Origin of the sequence: Cytobacillus kochii (assembly GCF_044790165.1) — a bacterium.
Classification (GTDB): domain Bacteria; phylum Bacillota; class Bacilli; order Bacillales; family Cytobacillaceae; genus Cytobacillus; species Cytobacillus kochii.
The window spans coordinates 3,043,284-3,065,550 of the sequence record NZ_CP085254.1 but is presented as its reverse complement, the minus strand read 5'-3'; the positions used below and the strand labels follow the sequence as shown (position 1 = coordinate 3,065,550).

Genomic DNA, 22,267 nt, shown 5'->3' with positions numbered 1-22,267 from the left:
GTTGCCAGTTATAATTGCTCTTGAAGCAGGCAAAATTATATATGTAGCCATGAAACAAGAAGCGAGGAGAGTGTTGAAATGACAAGAGATATATTGAGAAAAATAATTGGTGGAATTCTCCTTGTTTCAATCATATGTATAGGATTTTCTAAACCGTTTCAAGAGTATATTCACATTCCTATAAACCTTACCGTATTTGAGGGTGAACAAGTACGATATAATATGGCGGAAACTGTAAATGCAACAATACAAGCACCCAATGGACAATTGGCGGTTGTTCAGGATAAAGAAGTCATTACACTCTCTGCTAATGAACCAGGCAAGAACGAAATGTTTCTTGATTTGGCTGGTTTCCCGATAAAAAAAGTAGATGTGGAAGTTTTAAAGGACTTTAAAGTTATACCGGGTGGGCAATCAATAGGTGTAAAATTGAATACAGTTGGCGTATTGGTGGTCGGACATCACCAAATTAATACAATAAATGGAAAAATGTCACCGGGAGATTTAGCAGGTATTAAAATAGGTGATATTATTACAGAAATAAACGGAACAAAAATTGAAAAAATGTCTGATGTTGCTCCATTTGTACAAGCAGCAGGAGATAGTGGTAAACCCCTGAAAATATCAGTTACTCGTGATGAAGGAAAATTTGAGACAGAATTATTACCATTGAAAGATAAAAATGAACCAAACTTTAAGCTTGGATTATATATCCGTGATTCAGCGGCTGGAATAGGCACAATGACTTTTTATCATCCACAATCAAAAAAATATGGTGCTCTTGGTCATGTTATCTCTGATATGGATACAAAAAGGCCAATTGTCGTTGATGATGGTCAAATACTACGGTCTACTGTTACTTCCATTGAAAAAGGGAGTAATGGGAATCCAGGAGAAAAATTAGCACGCTTTAAAGATGAAAAAGAAGTTATAGGCAACATTGATCGAAATAGCCCATTTGGCATTTTTGGAAGGCTTAATCGTGGATTGGCTAACGGGCTAATGGATAAACCAATGCCAATTGCTCTTTCACATCAAGTAAAGGAAGGACCAGCAAAAATTCTAACAGTCGTTGAAAATGATAAAGTTCAACTGTTTGATATCGAAATTGTTAGTACGATCCCGCAAAAATTTCCTGCTACAAAAGGAATGGTCATCAAGGTCACTGACGATGAATTGCTTGAAAAAACTGGGGGTATTGTCCAGGGTATGAGTGGCAGCCCAATTATTCAAAAGGGCAAGGTTATAGGAGCGGTGACACATGTTTTTGTTAATGACCCGACGAGTGGTTATGGTGTGCATATTGAATGGATGTTAAATGAAGCGGGCATTAATATTTATGAAAATAATGAAGAGCGAGCATCTTAAACAAAAAAGCGGTTATGCCCGCTTTTTTGTTTGTTTAGATATATAGTCAGGTGTATGTTGATTTGAAATCATTTAATTTAGATTCTATAAGAAAAAGCATGACAAACATAAATATGTTAAAATAAGCAAGAAACAAAGATTTTTCGACAATGAAGCAGAAAGACATCGATTATAGTCGAATAATAGAGAAAAACAAAGAAAACTTAAGATTTTATTAGTTTTTTAAAGAAAAATAAAATTTGGTAAAGGATTTTTATCCCCTTTGTCGAAATTGTCACTTAGCAAATAGAGACAAAAATATAGAAAATAGATTCAACTATGGGTTGAGGAGGAAAAAATTAGTGAAAAAAATCAAAGTGTGTGTAGTTGATGACAATCGAGAGCTAGTAGCTTTGCTTGAAGAGTATATTTCATCTCAAGAAGATATGGAAATAGTCGGAGTGGCGCATAATGGACAAGACTGTTTAAATATTCTTGATGAAATCGAAACAGATGTGCTTGTATTAGATATCATAATGCCGCATCTTGATGGACTGGCAGTTCTTGAAAAAATGAGAGAACTTAACTTGAAGACTCTTCCTAGCGTTATTATGTTAACTGCTTTTGGTCAAGAAGACGTGACAAAGAAAGCTGTTGACCTTGGTGCATCTTATTTTATATTGAAACCTTTTGACATGGATAATTTGGCTAGTCATATCCGCCAAGTGAGCGGAAAATCAAGTCCGATGATTCGTAAATCACCTTCTACAACCAATTACCGTACACAAGCAGAGGCAAAACCCAAAAATCTTGATGCCAGTATTACAAGTATCATACATGAAATTGGTGTGCCTGCTCATATAAAGGGTTACTTATATTTAAGAGAGGCAATTTCAATGGTATATAATGATATTGAGTTACTTGGCTCGATTACAAAAGTTCTGTATCCTGACATTGCCAAGAAGTATAATACAACAGCTAGTAGGGTGGAAAGGGCAATTCGTCATGCAATTGAAGTGGCATGGAGCAGAGGGAATATTGACTCTATCTCTTCTTTATTTGGTTATACAGTCAGCATGACAAAGGCCAAACCAACAAACTCTGAATTCATTGCCATGGTTGCCGATAAGTTAAGATTAGAGCATAAGGCTTCTTGAAAAAGCTAGGCGTGTGAACAGATCGTCCACACGAATATACAAAAAAGCGTCAGCATTTTATTATGCTGACGCTTTTTATGATTCCTTCTTAAAACGGTCTTGCACTTTATTTCTTTTACGATCACGATGCAAAATAAATCCGGCGATAAAGCCAATTCCTAATATAACAAATAATAATCCACACACAAACTGCAAAGGTAAAGATGGGAAAGGGCTTTGTAAAATGCCAAATACCATATCCCTCATTAATTTAATTCCATATACCGCTAAAACACCGGGAAGTACAAGTATCATTAATGCTATTAGTCTAATCATATTTTTCCTTTCTTCCGCTGCTAAAATATTCAATAAACTCATTATATATGATAGGAAACGTTTATTAAAGGGAGATTTCATTGGTGGAACGTATGAGAAAAATATTAACACTAACAGTAGAAGATATTTGTCAACAAGGACAATTAAGGTTACATTATAAATGAAAGAAGTTGCATAGTAGATTTGAAAGAATATTCAGGGTAAGGTGAAAGTATGCAAAAAGTGATTATCATCGGGGCTGGTCAAGGTGGCTCCTCAATATATCGATTATTAAAAGAAACAGAAATGTTAAAAGTAACAGCGGTTGTTGATATTAATCGCGAAGCAAATGGACTACAACTTGCGAGTGAAGATGGTGTACAAATTGGTTACGATTGGCGCCAATTTATTAAAGAACCTGTTGATATTATTATTGAAGTAACAGGAGACGAAGAAGTTAGTAAACAAATTAGATCTTCAATCAAAGAAGAGATCATTTTTATCCCTGGTAGTGTCGCTTATTTAATGGCCAAACTTTTGTATCAAAAGGAAGAGCTCATATCCGCACTTTCTAATCAAACATATAAATTCAACCTCATTTTTAATACGACCGATAACGGTATGATCGTCATTAATCCTGACGAGGAAATTATACTTTTTAATAAAAGCGCAGAAACGATGACAGGAATAGAAAAGAAACAGGCGATAGGTAAAAAAATCGGAGATGTAATTAGTGGAAGCCTACTGCCGAGAGTATTGCATTCAAGGAGAGTGGAAACAAACCAAGAGTTTGTTTTAGGTAGTGGGTTGAAAATTATTACTACGAGAATCCCTGTAATCGGTGATAACGGTCAATTAATCGGTGCGGTTTCTATTTTTAAAGACATTACGGAGTTAGTTGATTTAGCTGAAGAAATTACTGATTTGAAAAACTTAAAAACAATGCTTCAAGCTATTATACAATCAAGCGATGAAGCGATCTCTGTTGTAGATGAAGATGGGAAGGGATTAATTATTAACCCGGCCTATTCAAAAATTACTGGATTAGCAGAAGAGGAAGTCATTGGTAAACCGGCAACTGCTGATATCTCAGAAGGTGAAAGTGTTCATATGAAGGTGCTCAAAACACGCAGAGCCATAAGGGGTGTACCAATGCGTGTAGGTCCGAAGAGAAAAGAAGTTGTCGTCAATGTAGCGCCAGTAATTGTAGATGGCATTTTAAAAGGAAGCGTCGGGGTTTTGCATGACGTTTCAGATCTGCAAAGTATGAGTCGCGAATTAAACCGCGCGAGACAAATTATTCGAAATTTAGAAGCTAAGTATACTTTTGAGGATATTATTGGTCAGTCTGATGAAATGGCCATTGCTATTGAGCAAGCTAAACTTGGAGCAAAAACGCCAGCAACCGTTCTATTGAGAGGTGAATCTGGCACAGGAAAAGAATTATTTGCACATGCCATTCATAATGCAAGTGACCGTAAATATAATAAATTTGTTCGTGTAAACTGTGCTGCCTTATCGGAATCATTACTAGAAAGTGAATTATTTGGTTATGAGGAGGGTGCTTTTTCTGGCGCGAAAAGAGGCGGAAAAAGGGGTTTATTTGAAGAAGCGGATAAAGGAAGTATCTTTTTGGATGAAATTGGCGAGTTAACTGCCAGCACACAGGCTAAACTATTAAGGGTGCTACAAGAAGGAGAGATTACCCGAGTAGGTGGTACAAAGCCTCTTCAGATTAACGTTCGAATTATTGCTGCAACGAATGTTAATCTGGAAAAAGCCATTGCGAACGGCGGATTTAGAGAGGATTTATACTACCGTTTGAATCGAATGCCAATTCATATTCCGTCCTTGAGAAAAAGAAAAGAAGATATTCCTTTATTAGTGGACCGCTTAATTGAAAAAATCAATATTGAATATGGCCGTAATGTAGAAGGTGTAACGGAAGAAGCGATGAAGGTTTTAATGGCATATGATTGGCCAGGTAATGTCCGTGAACTAGATAATATTATTGGAAGAGCGATTATATTTATGGGCTATCAAACACATATTGACAGTGAACATTTATCTACATTAGCGAATAGTGACAGTCCAGTTCTCGTAGATTCCGAAATGCATGCATCTATTCAACAAGGAGAGCCATTAGCAAAGCAACTGGAAGGTTTTGAAAAAGAAATTATTACGAAAGCAATGAAACAAGCTGAGGGTAATAAGACACAAGCTGCCAAACATTTAGGGTTGTCTGTAAGAAATTTATACTATAAATTGGAAAAATATCAGATTGAAAATAAAAGCATGCAATAATTTGCATAGTTTGCAATAAATTTCACAGTGGGTTTTTAGTAATAAAGCGTTTTCATCGCGTTTTAATTTTGGCACGGTAATTGCATAATAAAAAGATGAGTGCAGCAAAAAAACATTTTACTTGCACGCACTTTGAAGTAAAGGGGTTGAGACAGATGAAATTGGATTCGCTTATAGAGAAAGCAACCCAATATGAAGGCAATGTAGTTGCAGTTGCCGCAGCAGAAGACGAAGAAGTCTTAGAAGCTGTAGCTGGTGCACTAAAGAAAAACATGGCAAGCTTTCTGCTATTCGGTAACTCTGAAAAGATTACACAAATTCTGAATGCAAACCATGCAGATGTCGCTAGTAGCGATCACTTAACAATTATGCATGCTGAAACAGCTGCTTTGGCTGCTGAAATGGCGGTTAAATCTGTCAAAGAGAAAAAAGCAAGCGTACTTATGAAAGGAAATGTTCCTACAGCAGTTATTTTAAAAGCCGTACTTAACAAAGAATATGGCTTGAGAACTGGTAGCGTTCTTTCACATGTTGCTGTGTTTGAAGTTCCTAACTTTGACAAATTTACGATTGTCACTGATGCTGCGATGAACATTGCGCCTGATTTGAGTCAAAAAGCGCAAATAACAGCTAATGCAGTAGGTATTGCTAAGAGTATTGGGGTGGAAATGCCTAAAGTTGCACCAATTGCTGCGGTTGAGGTAGTAAACCCAAATATGCAAGCAACATTAGATGCAGCGGCATTAACGCAAATGAATCAACGTGGTCAAATTAAAGGCTGCATTGTTGATGGACCTTTAGCACTTGATAATGCAGTTTCTATTGAAGCTGCTGAGCATAAAGGCATTACAAGTGATGTTGCTGGACAAGCAGATATCTTACTTGTACCTACTATTGAAGTTGGAAATGCTTTATACAAATCATTGATCTACTTTGCTCAAGCAAAAGTTGGTGCAGTGATTGCAGGTGCAAAAGCACCAATCGTTTTAACTTCCAGAGCAGACTCAGCAGAGAGTAAGTTATATTCACTTGCTTTAGCTATTTGCTCTGCTAAATAATATATTTTCTTTTAAAAACAAGGAGGATTTACAACCATGGAAATTTTTAAATATCTAGAGAAATATGATTACGAACAAGTCGTTATTTGCCAAGATAAAGAATCAGGATTAAAAGCAATCATCGCTATTCATGATACAACTTTAGGACCTGCACTAGGCGGAACACGTATGTGGACTTATGAGTCAGAAGAAGCAGCGATTGAAGATGCTCTTCGTCTTGCAAAAGGTATGACTTATAAAAATGCTGCAGCTGGACTTAACCTTGGTGGCGGTAAAACAGTTATCATCGGTGATCCTAAGAAAGATAAAAATGAAGCATTATTCCGTGCTTTCGGACGTTATATTCAAGGTCTTAACGGACGTTATATCACTGCAGAGGATGTTGGTACAACTGTAGCTGATATGGACTTAATTCATGAAGAAACTGATTATGTAACTGGTATTTCTCCAGCATTTGGTTCTTCTGGTAACCCTTCTCCTGTAACTGCTTACGGTGTGTACGTAGGTATGAAAGCAGCAGCAAAAGCAGCATTCGGAACTGACTCTCTTGAAGGTAAAACAATTGCTGTTCAAGGTGTAGGTAATGTTGCATATCACTTATGTAAACACCTTCATGAAGAAGGAGCAAAATTAATCGTAACTGATATTAACAAAGAAGCTGTTCAACGTGCAGTTGATGATTTCGGTGCAGAAGCAGTAGGAATTAATGACATTTATGGTGTTGAATGTGATATCTATGCGCCATGTGCATTAGGGGCAACTGTAAATGATGATACAATTCCACAACTTAAAGCAAAAGTAATTGCAGGTTCTGCTAACAACCAATTAAAAGAAGAACGTCATGGTGATCAAATCCACGAAATGGGTATTGTATACGCTCCTGACTATGTAATCAATGCTGGTGGTGTTATTAACGTTGCTGACGAACTTTACGGTTACAATGCTGAACGTGCAATGAAAAAAGTTGAAGGTCTATACGATACAATTGACCGTATTATGCAAATTTCTAAAGAAGAAAATATCCCAACTTATAAAGCTGCTGACCGTATGGCAGAAGAAAGAATTGCGACAATGAAACAATCTCGCAGCACATTCCTTCAAAATGGTCATCACATCTTAAGTCGCCGTAAGTAATTATGGTTCATATTGAAGTGGCGAGCGCTTTAATAAGCGCTAGCTACTTCCTTATGTAATTTCAAAAATGGATAAATAATGGAGGGTCTGTTGTGCAAGATCAAATCAAGAGAATGCTCGTCATCAACCCAGGATCTACTTCAACGAAGATCGGTGTTTTCGATAATGATAGTTCTGTGTTTGAAAAAACATTAAGACATGATACAGACGAGATTAAAAAGTTTAAAACAATTTTCGATCAATATGAATTCCGTAAAAACGCTATTTTAGAAACTTTAGACGCTGAAGGAATTAACATTTCAAAACTAAGCGCAGTAGTCGGTCGCGGAGGACTTTTACGCCCAATTCCTGGTGGTACTTATGCGGTTAATAATGAAATGATTGAGGACTTAAAAGTTGGTTATGCTGGTCAGCACGCATCCAATTTAGGTGGGATTTTGGCTTACGAAATTGCTTCAGGTCTAAATATTCCTTCCTTTATTGTCGATCCGGTTGTCGTTGATGAATTAGCACCGATCGCCCGCGTTACTGGTTTCCCACAAATTGATAAAACAAGCATATTCCATGCATTAAATCAAAAGGCAGTAGCAAGAAGAGTATCAAAAAAATTAGGTAAGAAATACGAAGACTTAAACTTAATTGTTACGCATATGGGTGGCGGTGTTTCTGTTGGTGCTCATGAAAAAGGTCGTGTAATTGATGTGAATAATGCACTTCATGGAGAAGGACCATTTAGTCCTGAGCGTGCAGGAACGGTTCCAGCTGGCGATCTTATTGATATGTGCTTCTCTGGTGAATATTACCGTGAAGAAATCATGAGTATGTTAGTTGGTGAAGGCGGACTTGTTGGCTACCTTGGAACAAACGATGCTGTAAAAGTTGAAAAAATGATTGAAGCTGGCGATGAAAAAGCGAAGCTCGTTTATGATGCGATGGGTTACCAAATTGCAAAAGAAATTGGTACTGCAAGTGCGGTATTAAAAGGTAAAGTAGACGCGATCATTTTAACAGGTGGACTAGCTTATGGGAAAGCATTTGTAAATGATATTTCAAGCTATGTTAACTGGATTGCAGATGTCATCATTGAACCTGGTGAAGATGAACTTCAAGCGCTTGCAGAAGGTGCACTTCGTGTTCTTCGTGGCGAAGAAGAAGCTAAGAATTACACTATTGATGAATTAAATACAACAACAGTTAAGTAAGTAGTAATAGGAGGGTTTATTAATGGCACAAGAATATGATTTAGTCATTCTTGGCGGAGGTACTGGTGGTTATGTAGCTGCTATTCGTGCTTCTCAACTTGGTCTTAAAACAGCGTTAGTAGAAAAAGGAAATCTTGGCGGTACTTGCCTTCATAAAGGTTGTATCCCAAGTAAAGCATTACTAAGAAGTGCAGAAGTTTTTGCGACTGCTAAGAATAGTGATGAGTTCGGTATTTCTACTGGGGAAGTATCAGTAAACTTTGCAAAAGTGCAAGAGAGAAAAGGCAAAATTGTTGATCAATTGCATAAAGGCGTTCAACACCTTATGAAGCAAGGGAAAATTGATGTATACGACGGTTTCGGACGTATTTTAGGACCATCCATCTTCTCTCCAACAGCAGGAACAATTTCTGTTGAAATGAATAATGGTGATGAGAATGAAATGCTTGTACCTAAAAATGTTATTGTGGCAACAGGTTCTCGTCCAAGAACATTACCTGGTTTAGAAGTTGGCGGAAATGTAATGACTTCTGATGAAGCATTATCTATGGAAGAGATTCCTAAGTCAATTATTATCGTTGGTGGCGGTGTAATCGGTATCGAGTGGGCGTCTATGCTTGCTGATTTCGGTGCAGAAGTAACTGTACTAGAATTTGCTGACCGTATTATCCCTACTGAAGATAAAGATGTAAGTAAGGAAATGCAACGTCTACTGAAAAAACGTGGCGTTAATATCGTTACTAAAGCGAAAGTACTTCCTGAAACATTGAAACAAGATGGCGGTGTAACGGTTTCTGCTGAAGTAAAAGGCGAAACAAAAGAATTCACAGCTGAAAAGCTTCTTGTATCTGTAGGTCGTCAAGCAAATACTGAAGGTATTGGTCTTGAAAATACTGATATTCAAGTAGAAAAAGGAAGCATCGTTGTGAACGAACATTACCAAACAAAAGAGTCTCATATTTATGCAATTGGTGATGTAATTGGTGGACTTCAACTTGCACATGTTGCTTCACATGAAGGTATTCATGCAGTAGAACATATCGCAGACCAAAATCCAGAGCCAATGGATTATGATCTTATTTCTAAATGTATCTATTCTTCACCAGAAGCTGCAAGTGTAGGTATCACAGAAGATCAAGCGAAGGAACAAGGCTATAAAGTGAAAGTCGGTAAATTCATGTTCCGTGCGATTGGTAAAGCGCTTGTATTCGGTGAGTCTGACGGCTTTGTTAAAATTATTGCTGACGAAGAGACAAATGACATCTTAGGTGTACACATGATTGGACCACATGTGACAGATATGATTTCTGAAGCAGGTCTTGCAAAAGTATTAGATGCTACACCTTGGGAAGTAGCACATACGATTCACCCTCACCCAACTTTATCTGAAGCAATCGGAGAAGCTGCATTAGCAGTAGACGGAAAAGCAATTCACGGATAAGCGTTAGGATTTATTAAAGTGGACTTCTAGGTTTTGTTGGAAATCTAGAAGCCTCACTTCATTAAGTGGAGAATATAAGAGCGTTCCACGTTCTTCTATATATATTTAGGAGGTTTTGAAATGGGTAAAACTAAAAATCGTCATAAAGCTTTAGGTTTAAGTGATGAGCAAGTATTAGAAATGTATGAAACCATGCTTTTAGCACGCCGTATTGACGAGCGTATGTGGCTTTTAAACCGTGCAGGTAAAATTCCTTTCGTTATTTCATGTCAAGGACAAGAGGCTGCGCAAGTAGGTGCATCTTTTGCATTGGACAGAGAGAAAGATTATGCCCTTCCATATTATCGTGACATGGGTGTTGTTCTTGCATTCGGTATGACTGCGAAAGAATTAATGTTATCAGCATTCGCTAAAGCGGAAGATCCAAACTCAGGTGGCCGTCAAATGCCAGGTCACTTTGGGCAAAAGAAAAACCGTATCGTAACAGGTTCTTCTCCAGTTACAACACAAGTTCCTCACGCAGTAGGTATTGCACTTGCTGGAAAAATGGAAAATAAAGATCTTTGTACATTTGTTACTTTCGGTGAAGGTTCTTCTAACCAAGGAGACTTCCACGAAGGAGCAAACTTTGCAGGTGTTCATAAATTACCAGTTATTTTCATGTGTGAAAATAATAAGTATGCGATCTCTGTACCAATTGAAAAACAATTGGCATGTGAGAAAGTATCAGATCGTGCAATCGGTTACGGTATGCCTGGTGTAACTGTAGATGGTAACGATCCATTAGCAGTGTACCAAGCAGTTAAAGAAGCAGCTGATCGTGGACGTAAAGGTGAAGGTCCTACATTAGTTGAAACAGTTTCTTATCGTTTAACTCCACACTCTTCTGATGATGATGATCGCAGCTACCGTGATCGTGAAGAAGTAGATGCAGCGAGAGAAAAAGATTCGATTATTACTTTTGCAGCCTACTTAAAAGAAATTGGTCTTTTCGATGATGAAAAAGAAAAAGAAATGAACGATCGTATTATGAAAATCGTGAATGAAGCAACTGATTATGCTGAAAATGCACCATATGCAGATGCAGAAGATGCATTGAAATATGTGTACGCAGAATAAGTAGGGGGGAATAACACATGGCAGTAATGTCTTATATTGACGCGATCACTTTAGCGATGCGCGAAGAAATGGAAAGAGACCCAAAAGTATTTGTACTAGGAGAAGACGTTGGTCGTAAAGGTGGAGTTTTCAGAGCGACAAACGGCTTATATGAAAAATTTGGTGAAGATCGTGTATTAGATACACCACTTGCAGAATCTGCTATTGCTGGTGTTGGTGTTGGTGCGGCAATGTACGGTATGCGTCCTATTGCAGAAATGCAATTTGCTGATTTCATCATGCCTGCTGTCAACCAAATTATTTCAGAAGCAGCAAAAGTTCGTTACCGTTCAAATAACGACTGGAGTGCTCCAATGGTTATTCGTGCACCATATGGTGGCGGTGTCCATGGTGCCCTTTATCACTCTCAATCAGTAGAAGCTGTATTTGCAAACCAACCAGGTTTAAAAATTGTTATGCCTTCTACACCATACGACGCAAAAGGACTTTTAAAAGCAGCGATTCGTGATGACGATCCTGTTATGTTCTTCGAGCATAAACGTGCTTACCGTCTAATTAAAGGTGAAGTACCTGAAGATGATTATGTACTTCCAATTGGTAAAGCTGACGTTAAACGTGAAGGTGAAGATATTACAATCATCACTTACGGATTATGCGTACACTTTGCTCTTCAAGCAGCAGAAAAACTAGCGAAAGATGGTATCTCTGCTCACATTTTAGACTTACGTACGGTTTATCCATTAGATAAAGAAGCGATTATCGAAGCAGCTTCTAAAACGGGTAAAGTCCTTCTTCTTACAGAAGATACAAAAGAAGGAAGCATTATGGGTGAAGTAGGATCGATTATTGCTGAGAACTGCCTATTTGACTTGGATGCACCAATTATGCGCCTTGCAGGTCCAGATGTACCAGCAATGCCATATGCACCAACAATGGAGAAATTCTTCATGGTTAACCCGGATAAAGTAGAAAAAGCAATGAGAGAATTAGCTGAATATTAATCAAAAGTGGCAATGAGAGCGGAAATCCGACTCTTTTTGCCACATTCCAAATAGATGTTGATAAGTAATAAGGAGGTCACTTTAATAATGGCTATCGAACAAATAAAAATGCCTCAATTAGGTGAAAGTGTAACAGAAGGTACAATTAGTAAATGGTTAGTATCTGTTGGAGATAAAGTAAATAAGTACGATCCACTTGCAGAAGTAATGACTGATAAAGTAAATGCTGAGGTTCCTTCATCTTTTGATGGAGTAATTAAAGAGCTAATTGCCGAAGAAGACGGCACATACGAAGTAGGCGAAGTGATTTTAACAATTGAAACTGAAGGTGGCGGAAGCAGCGAGCCTCAAGCTACTGAAGAAACTTCTGCACCAGCAAAAGAAGAAGCGCCAAAATCAGAAAGCAAATCAGTCGCTCCTACACCTGCAGCAGATGCACCTAAAGGTGGACGTTATTCTCCAGCCGTACTTAAGCTTTCTCAAGAGCATGGCATTGACCTTAGCCAAGTAGCTGGTACTGGTGCAGGCGGAAGAATCACACGTAAAGACTTAAACAAAATTATTGAGTCTGGTAATATTCCAACTGCTGATAATGCACCAAAAGCAGAAGCACCAGCAAAAGCAGAAGCACCTAAGCAAGAAGCACCAAAAGCGGCAGCTTCTAAACCAGCTAAAGCCGCAGGCACAAATGTACCAGTTGTACCAGGAGATGAAGAAATTCCTGTGACTGGTGTACGTAAAGCAATTGCAGCTAATATGCTTAAGAGCAAACATGAGGCTCCTCATGGTTGGACAATGATGGAAGTAGATGTAACAAATCTTGTTGAGTATCGTAACTCAATTAAAGGTGAGTTCAAGAAGAAAGAAGGCTTCAACCTTACATTCTTTGCTTTCTTCGTAAAAGCAGTTGCGCAAGCACTTAAAGAATATCCACAAATCAATTCTATGTGGGCTGGCGATAAAATTGTACGTAAAAAAGACATCAACTTGAATATTGCAGTAGCAACTCAAGACGCTCTTTATACACCAGTTATCAAAAATGCTGATGAAAAAACAATCAAAGGTATTGCGCGTGAAATCGGTGAGTTAGCTGGTAAAGTGCGTGCTGGTAAATTAACAGGTGCTGATATGTCTGGTGGTACATTTACTGTAAATAACACTGGTTCATTCGGTTCTGTTCAATCAATGGGCATCATCAACCACCCTCAAGCAGCGATTCTTCAAGTAGAATCTATTGTGAAGCGTCCAGTTGTTATGGACAACGGTATGATTGCTGTTCGTGACATGGTTAACCTTTGTATGTCACTTGACCACCGTGTACTAGACGGATTAGTATGTGGTCAATTCATGCAACGTGTAAGAGAAATTCTTGAAAATACTTCTAAAGAAAACACATCTGTATACTAAGATGTGATTGTAAAAAATGAGAGGCGAATGGCCTCTCATTTTTTTTTGAAAATAAATATCAAGTTTCAACAACCCACAATAAATCACCCCATAGATAATGTATATCTAGATGAATAAATTGATGGAATTCTACAAAAGATTGCAGCTTTTTCCTATCTATACTACAATAAAATTAAGATTTATTAGAATTTTATTAATGTTTTGATCGCTATGATGAGGGGAGGTCCTGTCTTTTTTAGACAGATATTTTATGAATTTAAATAAAATGAAAAATGAGACATTTGCAAAGCCGACTTTACGCGATTGGCAGGAGAAAGCAGAGGAATCATTAAAGGGTGGGTCCATCGACCGTTTATCAACAGTCACTTATGAAGGGATTAAATTGAAACCGCTTTATTCACGAGAAGATTTACCTTCACCTATCCAAAATCCACTTCCAGGAAGTTCAGACTTTCGTCGAGGGTATACCTCTTCAGGATATCTTGAAGAACCATGGAACGTCTCGCAGCGGCTTTCTTCTACATCGGCAAAAGAAATGAAAAGACAATTATTAGAAGAATTAAATAAAGGACAATCAGCCATTTCATTTAACCCTGATCTTTACAAGCTTTCAGAAGTAGCAGAGATTGTTGAAGGCTTAGAAGAATATCCATTTTGTTTAATGACGGAAAATTCTTTACTCGATTTATACAAGACGATTGGTCAGCAAAATTCGAAAGGGTTTATTGGGAAAGATCCGTTAGCCAGTTTAATGAATAATAGTAAAGGTTACGATAATGATTGGTTGGAAGCAATTGTACATGCGAAAAATTCCTCACCTAAGCTAAAAACCATTTTAATTCATACGACCATATATCATGAACTAGGTGCAAATGCTATTCAAGAACTGGCCATTGCCATTGCTTCTGCTGTTTCTCATATTGAGCGCTTGCTCAGCGAAGACTTCTCTATAGAAGAAATAGTAGATAAGGTCGTGTTTCATTTTTCCATTGGCGCCCAATTTTTTACGGAAATCAGTAAATTAAGAGCGGCAAAAATCCTATGGTCTAAAGTTTTAGAAGCATACGGACTAAATGAGAAGCTAATGAACATGACCATTTCTGCTCAAACATCACCATTTACGAAAACATTGTACGACCCTTATGTCAATCTTTTACGGGCAGGGAATGAGGCCTTTGCAGCCATACTAGGTGGGATCAATTATTTACACGTCTCACCATTTAATGAACCTAGTGAAGCCTCCTCTTTTACTGCGAATCGAATTGCTCGAAATACCCAATTGATTTTAAGGGAAGAAGCGCATTTAAATAAAGTCGTTGATCCGGCAGGAGGCTCTTATTATATTGAAACAATGACGAATCAAATTGCTGAAAGAGCTTGGGATTTATTTTTAGCAATAGAAAATCAAGGCGGTATGGAAGGTGCCATCGAGACAGGTTGGATTCAAGAACAGATTACGCAAGTGCAAAAAAAGCGGCTAGCTGATATTTATACGCGAAAGCAAAGTATTGTTGGCACGAACAAATATGCGAATTTAGATGAATCACCGCTGCAGAATGCAGTGACGCTAGGCAACCGCTTATCCATTCCATATGAAAAGCTGCGCTATCAAGTAGAAATGATGAAGGCGAGTGGCGTTGATATTCAGGTGGGCTTATTATGTCTTGGAGATTTAAAAAAGCATAAGCCACGTATGGATTTTGTAAACGGCTTTTTAGCTCCAGGTGGTATTCGGTCTCATTTTATTCCAATTATGCATACAGAGAACCTTAAGGAACAAATAGAAAATAATCGTTTATCTCATTACGTGATTTGTGGTGCAAACGATCAATATGATGATGATCTTTTAACTGCTGTGAAGGTAATAATGACAGAGAAACAAAGAATATTTAAACTATATTTGGCCGGTCATCCTACAGTAGAGGAACAAAAATGTTGGAAAGAGGCGGGCATCACCGAGTTTCTCCATATGAAAAGTGATTGCTACCATATACTAAGCACCATTGTGGAAGATTGGGAGGGTGAAGTGAAATGACCAAACCTGATTTTACAAAAGTAAAATTATTTGATGAGGGTGTCAAAGCGCAACAACCTGATAAAATCCATCATGATTTGTTTGAAACAAATGAAAGTATAAATATTAAATCCGTTTATTCCCATAATGATCTAACATCGATGGAACACCTCGATGATATGCCAGGAATCGCACCTTACACACGCGGTCCATATCCAACGATGTATGTTAATAGACCTTGGACAGTTAGGCAATATGCTGGGTTTTCAACAGCGGAAGAAAGTAATGCGTTCTATCGTCGTAATTTAGCGATGGGGCAAAAAGGACTTTCAGTCGCTTTCGATCTTGCCACACATCGTGGCTATGATTCCGATCATCCGCGAGTGGTTGGCGATGTCGGAAAAGCAGGCGTAGCCATTGATAGTATTTTAGATATGAAAATCCTGTTTGATGGCATTCCTTTAGACCAAATGTCAGTCTCCATGACAATGAATGGAGCAGTTTTACCGATTATGGCGTTTTATATTGTCACGGCTGAAGAGCAGGGAGTGAGCCAGGAAAAGCTTGCGGGAACGATTCAAAACGATATCCTTAAAGAGTATATGGTGAGGAACACCTATATTTATCCACCTGAGATGTCAATGAAAATCATTGCAGACATATTTGAGTATACTTCACATTATATGCCTAAATTTAATAGTATCAGTATATCTGGTTATCATATGCAAGAAGCAGGTGCGCCTGCAGATATAGAATTAGCATACACGCTCGCAGATGGTCTTGAATATGTGCGTACAGGGATGAAAGCAGGGATTGATATCGATTCTTTTGCTCCTAGATTATCCTTTTTTTGGGCAATTGGGATGAACTATTTTATGGAAGTGGCAAAGATGAGAGCGGCTAGACTGATATGGGCAAAGATGATGAAAAACTTTTCACCTAAAAACCCGAAATCCATGGCGTTAAGAACACACTCGCAAACTTCCGGTTGGAGTTTAACTGAACAAGATCCATACAATAATGTGACAAGAACTTTGATAGAAGCGCATGCAGCAGCGATGGGACATACACAATCATTACACACAAATGCACTAGATGAAGCGATTGCCTTACCAACCGATTTCTCAGCAAGGATTGCGCGCAATACACAATTATTTTTACAAGAGGAAACAGGCATAACCAATGTTATCGATCCTTGGGGCGGTTCTTATTATGTAGAAAGTCTAACAAATGAGTTGGTAGAGAAAGCTTGGGCGCATATTGAGGAAATTGAAGAACTTGGCGGAATGGCTAAAGCGATTGAAACAGGATTACCAAAAATGAGGATTGAGGAGGCGGCTGCAAGAAGGCAGGCACAGATAGATTCGAATAAAGAAACAATCATTGGTGTGAATAAATACCGTCTTGAGCAGGAGGAGCCTCTAGATATTCTAAATATTGATAATACCGCAGTACGGTTAAAGCAAATAGAACGCTTAGAGCATTTAAGAGCGACAAGAGATGAAGATAAGGTGAAAGAAGCGCTTGCAGCTATTACGAGAGCAGCTGAGACAGGTGAAGGAAATCTTTTAGCTTTATCCGTTCAGGCTGCACGGGTGCGGGCATCTTTAGGAGAAATATCTGATAGTATTGAATTGGTCGCTAAACGACATAAAGCGATGATCCGTTCTATAAGTGGTGTATATAGCTCCCATTTTTCTAATGAAGAGGAAATAAATGAAGTAAAGGCAATGGCTGATGAATTTTTACAAAATGAGGGGAGAAGACCTCGTATTTTAATTGCTAAAATGGGACAGGATGGACATGATAGAGGAGCGAAAGTCATTTCTACAGCCTTTGCAGATTTGGGATTTGATGTGGATATTGGGCCACTATTTCAAACGCCAGAGGAAACAGCGATACAGGCAGTCGAAAATGATGTGCATGTGGTTGGGTTTAGTTCTCTTGCTGCTGGTCATAAAACATTGTTACCACAATTAGTGGCTGAGTTAAAAAAGCTAGGGCGTGAAGATATTTTAGTTGTAGTAGGTGGCGTAATTCCACCGCAAGATTATGAGTATTTGCTTGCTAATGGTGCATCTGCTATCTTTGGACCAGGAACCGTCATTCCAGTGGCTGCGCAAAAGGTAATAAGAGAGATTTATCATCGTCTAGGCTATGAGGAAGTGACGAATTAATATGGACACATATAAGAAGCGTGGAAGGCCGTCTAATGAAGGTTTTACAGATTCTGTTCAGGATGGTGACTTCTCATCCAGTTTTTCGTCTCTGACAAGAGGAAGTAACTTTAAAAAGAAAAAAGAAACCTCACTACCCATCGATGATCTGGAAAAAGGCTTATTAGAAGGTAACCGAAGTGCACTTGCTCGTGCTATTACTTTAATAGAGAGTAATGCTGAGCATCATTTTCAAGGAGCTCAAGAGTTATTGCATAGAGTTTTACCACATGCGAATCAATCTATTCGTATTGGCATTACTGGGGTGCCTGGTGCAGGGAAAAGTACTTTTATAGAATCTTTTGGTTCATTTTTATGTAATGAGTTAGGGGCAAAAGTAGCTGTTTTGGCTGTTGACCCTAGTTCAAAATTAAGTGGTGGTAGTATTCTTGGTGATAAAACGAGAATGGAGCAACTCGCCAGAAATCCTCTCGCATTTATACGACCATCACCAACATCAGGAAAACTAGGTGGTGTCCATCGCAAAACAAGAGAAACGATGATCTTATGTGAAGCGGCTGGTTTTGATGTCATCTTAGTTGAAACGGTCGGTGTTGGTCAAAGCGAAGTGATTGTACGTGATATGGTTGATTTCTTCATGCTCCTTGTTTTAACTGGAGCTGGTGACGAACTGCAAGGAATGAAAAAAGGAATTATGGAGTTAGCAGACACGATTATCGTTAATAAAGCAGATGGGGAAAATAAACATGCAGCCCAAAAAACGAAAGCTGAATATGAAAAGATTCTTCATTTCCTTCAACCTGCAACGAAAGGATGGCCATCTAGGGCTTATGTTTGTTCTTCCCTTTATGAAGAAGGTATAAAAGAAGTGTGGGAAGTGATTCAACAATTTATTGCCAATACACAAACTTCTGGTGTCTTCGAGCAGAGAAGAAGAGAACAAGCGAAAGAATGGATTTATTCCATGATCACAGATCAACTTCATTATCGTTTTTTTGGTTCACCTGTCGTGAAAGAAATGCTGCCTAAAATTGAAAATGATGTGATTGCAGGTAACCGAACCGTAACAGCGGTTGTCGAGGAACTTTTTAGGCAGTATACAAGAGAATAAAAAAAGCTGCCCCTTCACCGTGATAGGGGCAGTTCTAGTATATATAAGCCTGCTTTACTAGCAGGAACACCCAGGGGGAGGGTTATATATTGTATGTTACCCCAAAATTTTTCATTTAAAACTCAAAGATAAAAGTTTCTATACTGTAAAAAAACTCACGACCTTGGTATGATATAATTATACGTAAATGAATAAAACGTATAAGGACACTTTGATCCTAATTATTCTTTAGGGGGAATGAAATCATGAGTATGGATTTTAATTTGTTTATGAATGATGTTGTGCAACAAGCTCGTAAAGAAATCGTTCATGCAGGATATACAGAGTTAAGAACAGCAGACGATGTGAAAGAAGCATTAGATAAAAAAGGAACAACGCTCGTAATGGTTAACTCTGTTTGTGGGTGCGCAGGGGGAATTGCTCGTCCGGCTGCAGCACACTCTATTCATTATGATAAGCGCCCTGATCATTTAGTAACAGTATTTGCTGGTCAGGATAAAGAAGCAACTGCTGAAGCGCGTTCATATTTCACAGGTTTTCCACCATCTTCACCTTCCTTTGCTTTGTTAAAAGATGGAGAAATTATTACGATGGTTGAACGCCATGATATTGAGGGACACGATCCAATGGCAGTTGTTCAAAAGCTTCAAGCATCATTCGAAGAACATTGTGAAGAAGTATAATATCATTATTTTATCATGGAAAAGAATAGCCGTTCCGTACGGTTATTCTTTTTTTTGCATGTAACACTCCTACCATTTTTTACTAGAGAAATGAAAACTAGTAAAATTTTTCTTTTCATATACAATTCCTTCCTTTATACTAAAAATTAGTTAGAAAAATCAAAAAAATATAATTATGCAAATATATCATTGCATATTCATACATATGTGTTAAAATACATCTAGATGAATAAATATTAATTGATTAGAAACGAAATTTATTTTCATACTATATAATTTTTAGGAGGAAAGACCGTGAAGAAGCAATGGATACTTTTAAGTGTGTTATTGGTATTAATTGGAGGGTTTTTAGCTGCATGTGGATCAAGTGAAGAAGCTGGTGGCGATAGCGATAAAAAAACATTAGTAATGGGTACGTCAGCTGATTATCCACCATTTGAATATATCGATACAGCACAAGGAGAGGAAATTATTGGGGTTGATGCTGATATCGCAAAAGCAGTGACTGAAAAGCTAGGGTACAATTTAGAAATTAAAGATATGGATTTTGGTGGACTGATTCAAGCACTTAACTCCGAACAAGTTGATTTTGTTGCATCAGCCATGTCTGCAACGGATGAAAGAAAAGAGAATGTTGACTTTACTGAAATCTACTATACTTCTAAACATATGATTATCTCTAAAGAAGGTAGCGGGATTGAAACAGCTGAAGATTTAGAAGGAAAAACAGTTGGTGTACAATTAGGTTCTATTCAAGAGACAAAAGCAAATGATTTAGCTGAAGAGATAGATATGAAGGTTGAAAGCCGTAATCGTATTCCTGAGATCATTCAAGAGATTAAAGCAGGTCGCTTTGAAGCAGCCATTATTGAAGATACAGTTGCACAAGGCTTTCTTGAAAAAGAGAAAGATTTAGCTGGTGTAACGATTGAGGATGCTGACGGCGGCTATGCGATTGCTTTACCAAAAGGTAGTGAGCTAACAGAAGAATTTAATAAAGCCTTACAAGAAATGATTGATAACGGGGAAATCGAGGACATTATCACAAAGTGGTTCTCTGAACAATAAACCCAAATCAACGTTCAGAAGGGAAAAAACCTTCTGGACGTTTTTTCCCTTCAATGGGTGGATCAAATGAATTTCAAATATTAATTACTGAGAGGAATGGCACTATATGAATTTAGATTTTACCTCTGTCCTCCCTTCTCTACCTTTCATTTTACAAGGGCTCGGTGTCACACTACAGATTGTATGTTTAGCGGGTATTTTAGGGTTTTTATTAGGAATTATCCTTTCTTTATGTAAGATTAGTAAAATGAAGCTATTAAATTGGCTAGCAAATGCTTATACTTCCGTTTTTAGAGGTACGCCATTAATTCTACAATTGATGATTATTTATTTTGGCTCACCACAAGTACTAGGCTTTCAAATAGAGGGTGTAACAGCAGCCATTATCGGATTTGCATTGAACTCGGCCGCTTATATTTCTGAGATTATTCGTGCAGGCATACAAGCAATTGATAAAGGACAGCAAGAAGCAGCAATGGCTTTAGGCGTTCCGTATCGTCCGACAATGATAAATATTATTCTCCCACAAGCAATGAAGAACATTTTACCTGCGCTTATGAATGAATTCATTACATTAACGAAAGAATCTGCCCTTGTGACGACAATTGGGGTAATGGATGTGATGAGACGAGCGTATCAAGTAGGAGCGAATCAGTATCAATTTATGGAACCACTCCTTCTTGCCGGAATCATTTACTATATCTTAGTAACGATACTCACATTCTTAGGCAAACTAGTTGAAGGGCGGTTGAGATCCAGTGATTAAAGTGGAAAAATTGCATAAATCCTTCGGGAAGAATGAAGTGCTAAAAGGTATTTCAACACAGATAAATAATGGTGAAGTCGTTGCTATCATTGGTCCATCTGGTTCAGGTAAATCCACTTTTTTGCGTTGTATTAATAAATTGGAAGAGCCAACAAACGGGAAGATATGGATTAAAGATGAGGATATTACCGATCGACAAACAGATATATTAAAAGTCCGACAAAATGTAGGGATGGTGTTTCAGCATTTCCATTTATTCCCTCATATGACTGTTTTGGAGAATTTAACTTATGCACCATTAAAGGTGAAAAAAATAACAAAATCAGAAGCGGAAAAGAACGCTATGAAATTACTAGAAAAAGTCGGATTAGCTGTAAAAGCGCAGGAGTATCCTAACAAATTATCAGGGGGGCAAAAGCAGCGGGTAGCAATTGCTCGCGCCCTTGCGATGAACCCAGAAATTATGCTATTTGATGAACCAACCTCAGCACTAGATCCTGAAATGGTAAAAGAAGTGTTAGATGTAATGAAAACACTCGCACATTCAGGTATGACAATGGCTATTGTTACCCATGAAATGGGGTTTGCGCGTGAGGTGGCGGATCGCGTATTATTTCTAGATGGTGGCGTGTTAGTTGAAGATGCTCCGCCTAACGAATTCTTTTCCAATCCTAAGTCTTCGCGTGCGCAAGATTTCTTACAAAAAGTGTTATAAGCGAAAAAAACCCATCTAGGGCTGTTGAGAATGTCTAGTCTCAGCAGCCTTTTTTATTTTCAACGTCAACTAGTTCTATGAAATTTAGTGCGGTGAATTTATGATCAATTAGTTATTTTTCAATACAAGAACAACTAAGCAAAAATGAAGTTGAACTATTGCACGTATTCCCTGAAGAACATCTACTTTATCAGGTTGGTAAGACTTTTGTGTATCACTACAAGTGAGCTCTTCTTTGATCATTTGTTGATTAATATGTAAAAATCCAT

At 38.0% G+C, this 22,267-nt stretch carries 18 protein-coding genes; 17 read left to right on the top strand and 1 reads right to left on the bottom strand.

Annotation, left to right across the window (positions count from 1 at the left end):
• Positions 1-78 precede the first annotated feature (78 nt).
• Positions 79-1,368 carry a SpoIVB peptidase gene (gene spoIVB, locus LG276_RS15660; protein WP_404292289.1) on the top strand — a complete coding sequence of 430 codons (1,290 nt, stop codon included), beginning with the start codon at positions 79-81 and terminating at the stop codon, positions 1,366-1,368.
• A gap of 341 nt (positions 1,369-1,709) precedes the next feature.
• Complete coding sequence (spo0A, locus tag LG276_RS15655; RefSeq protein ID WP_224936020.1) at positions 1,710-2,504, top strand: sporulation transcription factor Spo0A; 795 nt, start codon at positions 1,710-1,712, stop codon at positions 2,502-2,504.
• Positions 2,505-2,579: 75 nt separating this feature from the next.
• On the opposite strand, the gene LG276_RS15650 is transcribed toward spo0A, so the two are convergent.
• Positions 2,580-2,819: a DUF2627 domain-containing protein gene (locus LG276_RS15650; RefSeq protein WP_095373649.1), complete on the bottom strand. Its 240-nt coding sequence runs from the start codon at positions 2,817-2,819 to the stop codon at positions 2,580-2,582.
• Between the two features lie 213 nt (positions 2,820-3,032).
• Between LG276_RS15650 and LG276_RS15645 the strand changes: the two genes are divergently transcribed.
• The 15 genes from LG276_RS15645 to LG276_RS15575 all read left to right on the top strand — a co-directional run bounded on the left by LG276_RS15645 (position 3,033) and on the right by LG276_RS15575 (position 21,998).
• A complete protein-coding gene (locus LG276_RS15645; RefSeq protein ID WP_224936021.1) occupies positions 3,033-5,102 on the top strand; it encodes a sigma-54-dependent Fis family transcriptional regulator in 2,070 nt (689 codons plus the stop codon).
• A 155-nt stretch (positions 5,103-5,257) separates the two neighbouring features.
• Positions 5,258-6,160, top strand: coding sequence for a phosphate butyryltransferase (gene yqiS, locus LG276_RS15640; RefSeq protein ID WP_233435223.1), 903 nt, complete (start codon positions 5,258-5,260; stop codon positions 6,158-6,160).
• A 36-nt stretch (positions 6,161-6,196) separates the two neighbouring features.
• A complete protein-coding gene (gene bcd / locus LG276_RS15635) occupies positions 6,197-7,294 on the top strand; it encodes a branched-chain amino acid dehydrogenase (RefSeq protein ID WP_095372644.1) in 1,098 nt (365 codons plus the stop codon).
• 113 nt (positions 7,295-7,407) lie between these two features.
• Positions 7,408-8,496, top strand: a complete 1,089-nt coding sequence (buk, locus tag LG276_RS15630; protein WP_285840858.1) for a butyrate kinase — start codon at positions 7,408-7,410, stop codon at positions 8,494-8,496.
• Positions 8,497-8,518: 22 nt separating this feature from the next.
• Positions 8,519-9,937, top strand: a complete 1,419-nt coding sequence (gene lpdA, locus LG276_RS15625; protein WP_095372646.1) for a dihydrolipoyl dehydrogenase — start codon at positions 8,519-8,521, stop codon at positions 9,935-9,937.
• A gap of 120 nt (positions 9,938-10,057) precedes the next feature.
• Positions 10,058-11,056 (top strand): thiamine pyrophosphate-dependent dehydrogenase E1 component subunit alpha, encoded by a 999-nt coding sequence (locus LG276_RS15620; RefSeq protein ID WP_224936024.1) that lies wholly within the window; start codon positions 10,058-10,060, stop codon positions 11,054-11,056.
• Between the two features lie 17 nt (positions 11,057-11,073).
• Positions 11,074-12,057: an alpha-ketoacid dehydrogenase subunit beta gene (locus LG276_RS15615; protein WP_095372648.1), complete on the top strand. Its 984-nt coding sequence runs from the start codon at positions 11,074-11,076 to the stop codon at positions 12,055-12,057.
• Positions 12,058-12,144: 87 nt separating this feature from the next.
• Positions 12,145-13,464, top strand: coding sequence for a dihydrolipoamide acetyltransferase family protein (locus tag LG276_RS15610; RefSeq protein WP_404292287.1), 1,320 nt, complete (start codon positions 12,145-12,147; stop codon positions 13,462-13,464).
• 265 nt (positions 13,465-13,729) lie between these two features.
• Positions 13,730-15,499, top strand: a complete 1,770-nt coding sequence (locus tag LG276_RS15605) for a methylmalonyl-CoA mutase subunit beta (RefSeq protein ID WP_281202286.1) — start codon at positions 13,730-13,732, stop codon at positions 15,497-15,499.
• Positions 15,496-17,655, top strand: a complete 2,160-nt coding sequence (gene scpA, locus LG276_RS15600; RefSeq protein ID WP_281202287.1) for a methylmalonyl-CoA mutase — start codon at positions 15,496-15,498, stop codon at positions 17,653-17,655. The genes LG276_RS15605 and scpA overlap by 4 nt, the downstream gene beginning before the upstream one ends.
• A gap of 1 nt (position 17,656) precedes the next feature.
• Positions 17,657-18,766 (top strand): methylmalonyl Co-A mutase-associated GTPase MeaB, encoded by a 1,110-nt coding sequence (gene meaB / locus LG276_RS15595; RefSeq protein WP_404292285.1) that lies wholly within the window; start codon positions 17,657-17,659, stop codon positions 18,764-18,766.
• A gap of 245 nt (positions 18,767-19,011) precedes the next feature.
• Positions 19,012-19,449 (top strand): BrxA/BrxB family bacilliredoxin, encoded by a 438-nt coding sequence (locus tag LG276_RS15590; RefSeq protein WP_224936029.1) that lies wholly within the window; start codon positions 19,012-19,014, stop codon positions 19,447-19,449.
• 294 nt (positions 19,450-19,743) lie between these two features.
• Positions 19,744-20,517 carry a transporter substrate-binding domain-containing protein gene (locus tag LG276_RS15585; protein ID WP_404292283.1) on the top strand — a complete coding sequence of 258 codons (774 nt, stop codon included), beginning with the start codon at positions 19,744-19,746 and terminating at the stop codon, positions 20,515-20,517.
• Positions 20,518-20,623: 106 nt separating this feature from the next.
• On the top strand, positions 20,624-21,283 hold the full coding sequence (locus LG276_RS15580) for an amino acid ABC transporter permease (protein ID WP_224936031.1): 660 nt from the start codon (positions 20,624-20,626) through the stop codon (positions 21,281-21,283).
• Complete coding sequence (locus LG276_RS15575; protein ID WP_224936032.1) at positions 21,276-21,998, top strand: amino acid ABC transporter ATP-binding protein; 723 nt, start codon at positions 21,276-21,278, stop codon at positions 21,996-21,998. The genes LG276_RS15580 and LG276_RS15575 overlap by 8 nt, the downstream gene beginning before the upstream one ends.
• The last annotated feature ends 269 nt before the right edge of the window (positions 21,999-22,267 follow it).

Coding starts and splice junctions, on each gene's coding strand:
- spoIVB (WP_404292289.1), top strand. CDS start 79: ATGACAAGAGATATATTGAGAAAAATAATTGGTGGAATTCTCCTTGTT.
- LG276_RS15650 (WP_095373649.1), bottom strand. CDS start 2,819: ATGATTAGACTAATAGCATTAATGATACTTGTACTTCCCGGTGTTTTA.
- LG276_RS15645 (WP_224936021.1), top strand. CDS start 3,033: ATGCAAAAAGTGATTATCATCGGGGCTGGTCAAGGTGGCTCCTCAATA.
- yqiS (WP_233435223.1), top strand. CDS start 5,258: ATGAAATTGGATTCGCTTATAGAGAAAGCAACCCAATATGAAGGCAAT.
- bcd (WP_095372644.1), top strand. CDS start 6,197: ATGGAAATTTTTAAATATCTAGAGAAATATGATTACGAACAAGTCGTT.
- buk (WP_285840858.1), top strand. CDS start 7,408: ATGCTCGTCATCAACCCAGGATCTACTTCAACGAAGATCGGTGTTTTC.
- lpdA (WP_095372646.1), top strand. CDS start 8,519: ATGGCACAAGAATATGATTTAGTCATTCTTGGCGGAGGTACTGGTGGT.
- LG276_RS15620 (WP_224936024.1), top strand. CDS start 10,058: ATGGGTAAAACTAAAAATCGTCATAAAGCTTTAGGTTTAAGTGATGAG.
- LG276_RS15615 (WP_095372648.1), top strand. CDS start 11,074: ATGGCAGTAATGTCTTATATTGACGCGATCACTTTAGCGATGCGCGAA.
- LG276_RS15610 (WP_404292287.1), top strand. CDS start 12,145: ATGGCTATCGAACAAATAAAAATGCCTCAATTAGGTGAAAGTGTAACA.
- LG276_RS15605 (WP_281202286.1), top strand. CDS start 13,730: ATGAAAAATGAGACATTTGCAAAGCCGACTTTACGCGATTGGCAGGAG.
- scpA (WP_281202287.1), top strand. CDS start 15,496: ATGACCAAACCTGATTTTACAAAAGTAAAATTATTTGATGAGGGTGTC.
- meaB (WP_404292285.1), top strand. CDS start 17,657: ATGGACACATATAAGAAGCGTGGAAGGCCGTCTAATGAAGGTTTTACA.
- LG276_RS15590 (WP_224936029.1), top strand. CDS start 19,012: ATGAGTATGGATTTTAATTTGTTTATGAATGATGTTGTGCAACAAGCT.
- LG276_RS15580 (WP_224936031.1), top strand. CDS start 20,624: ATGAATTTAGATTTTACCTCTGTCCTCCCTTCTCTACCTTTCATTTTA.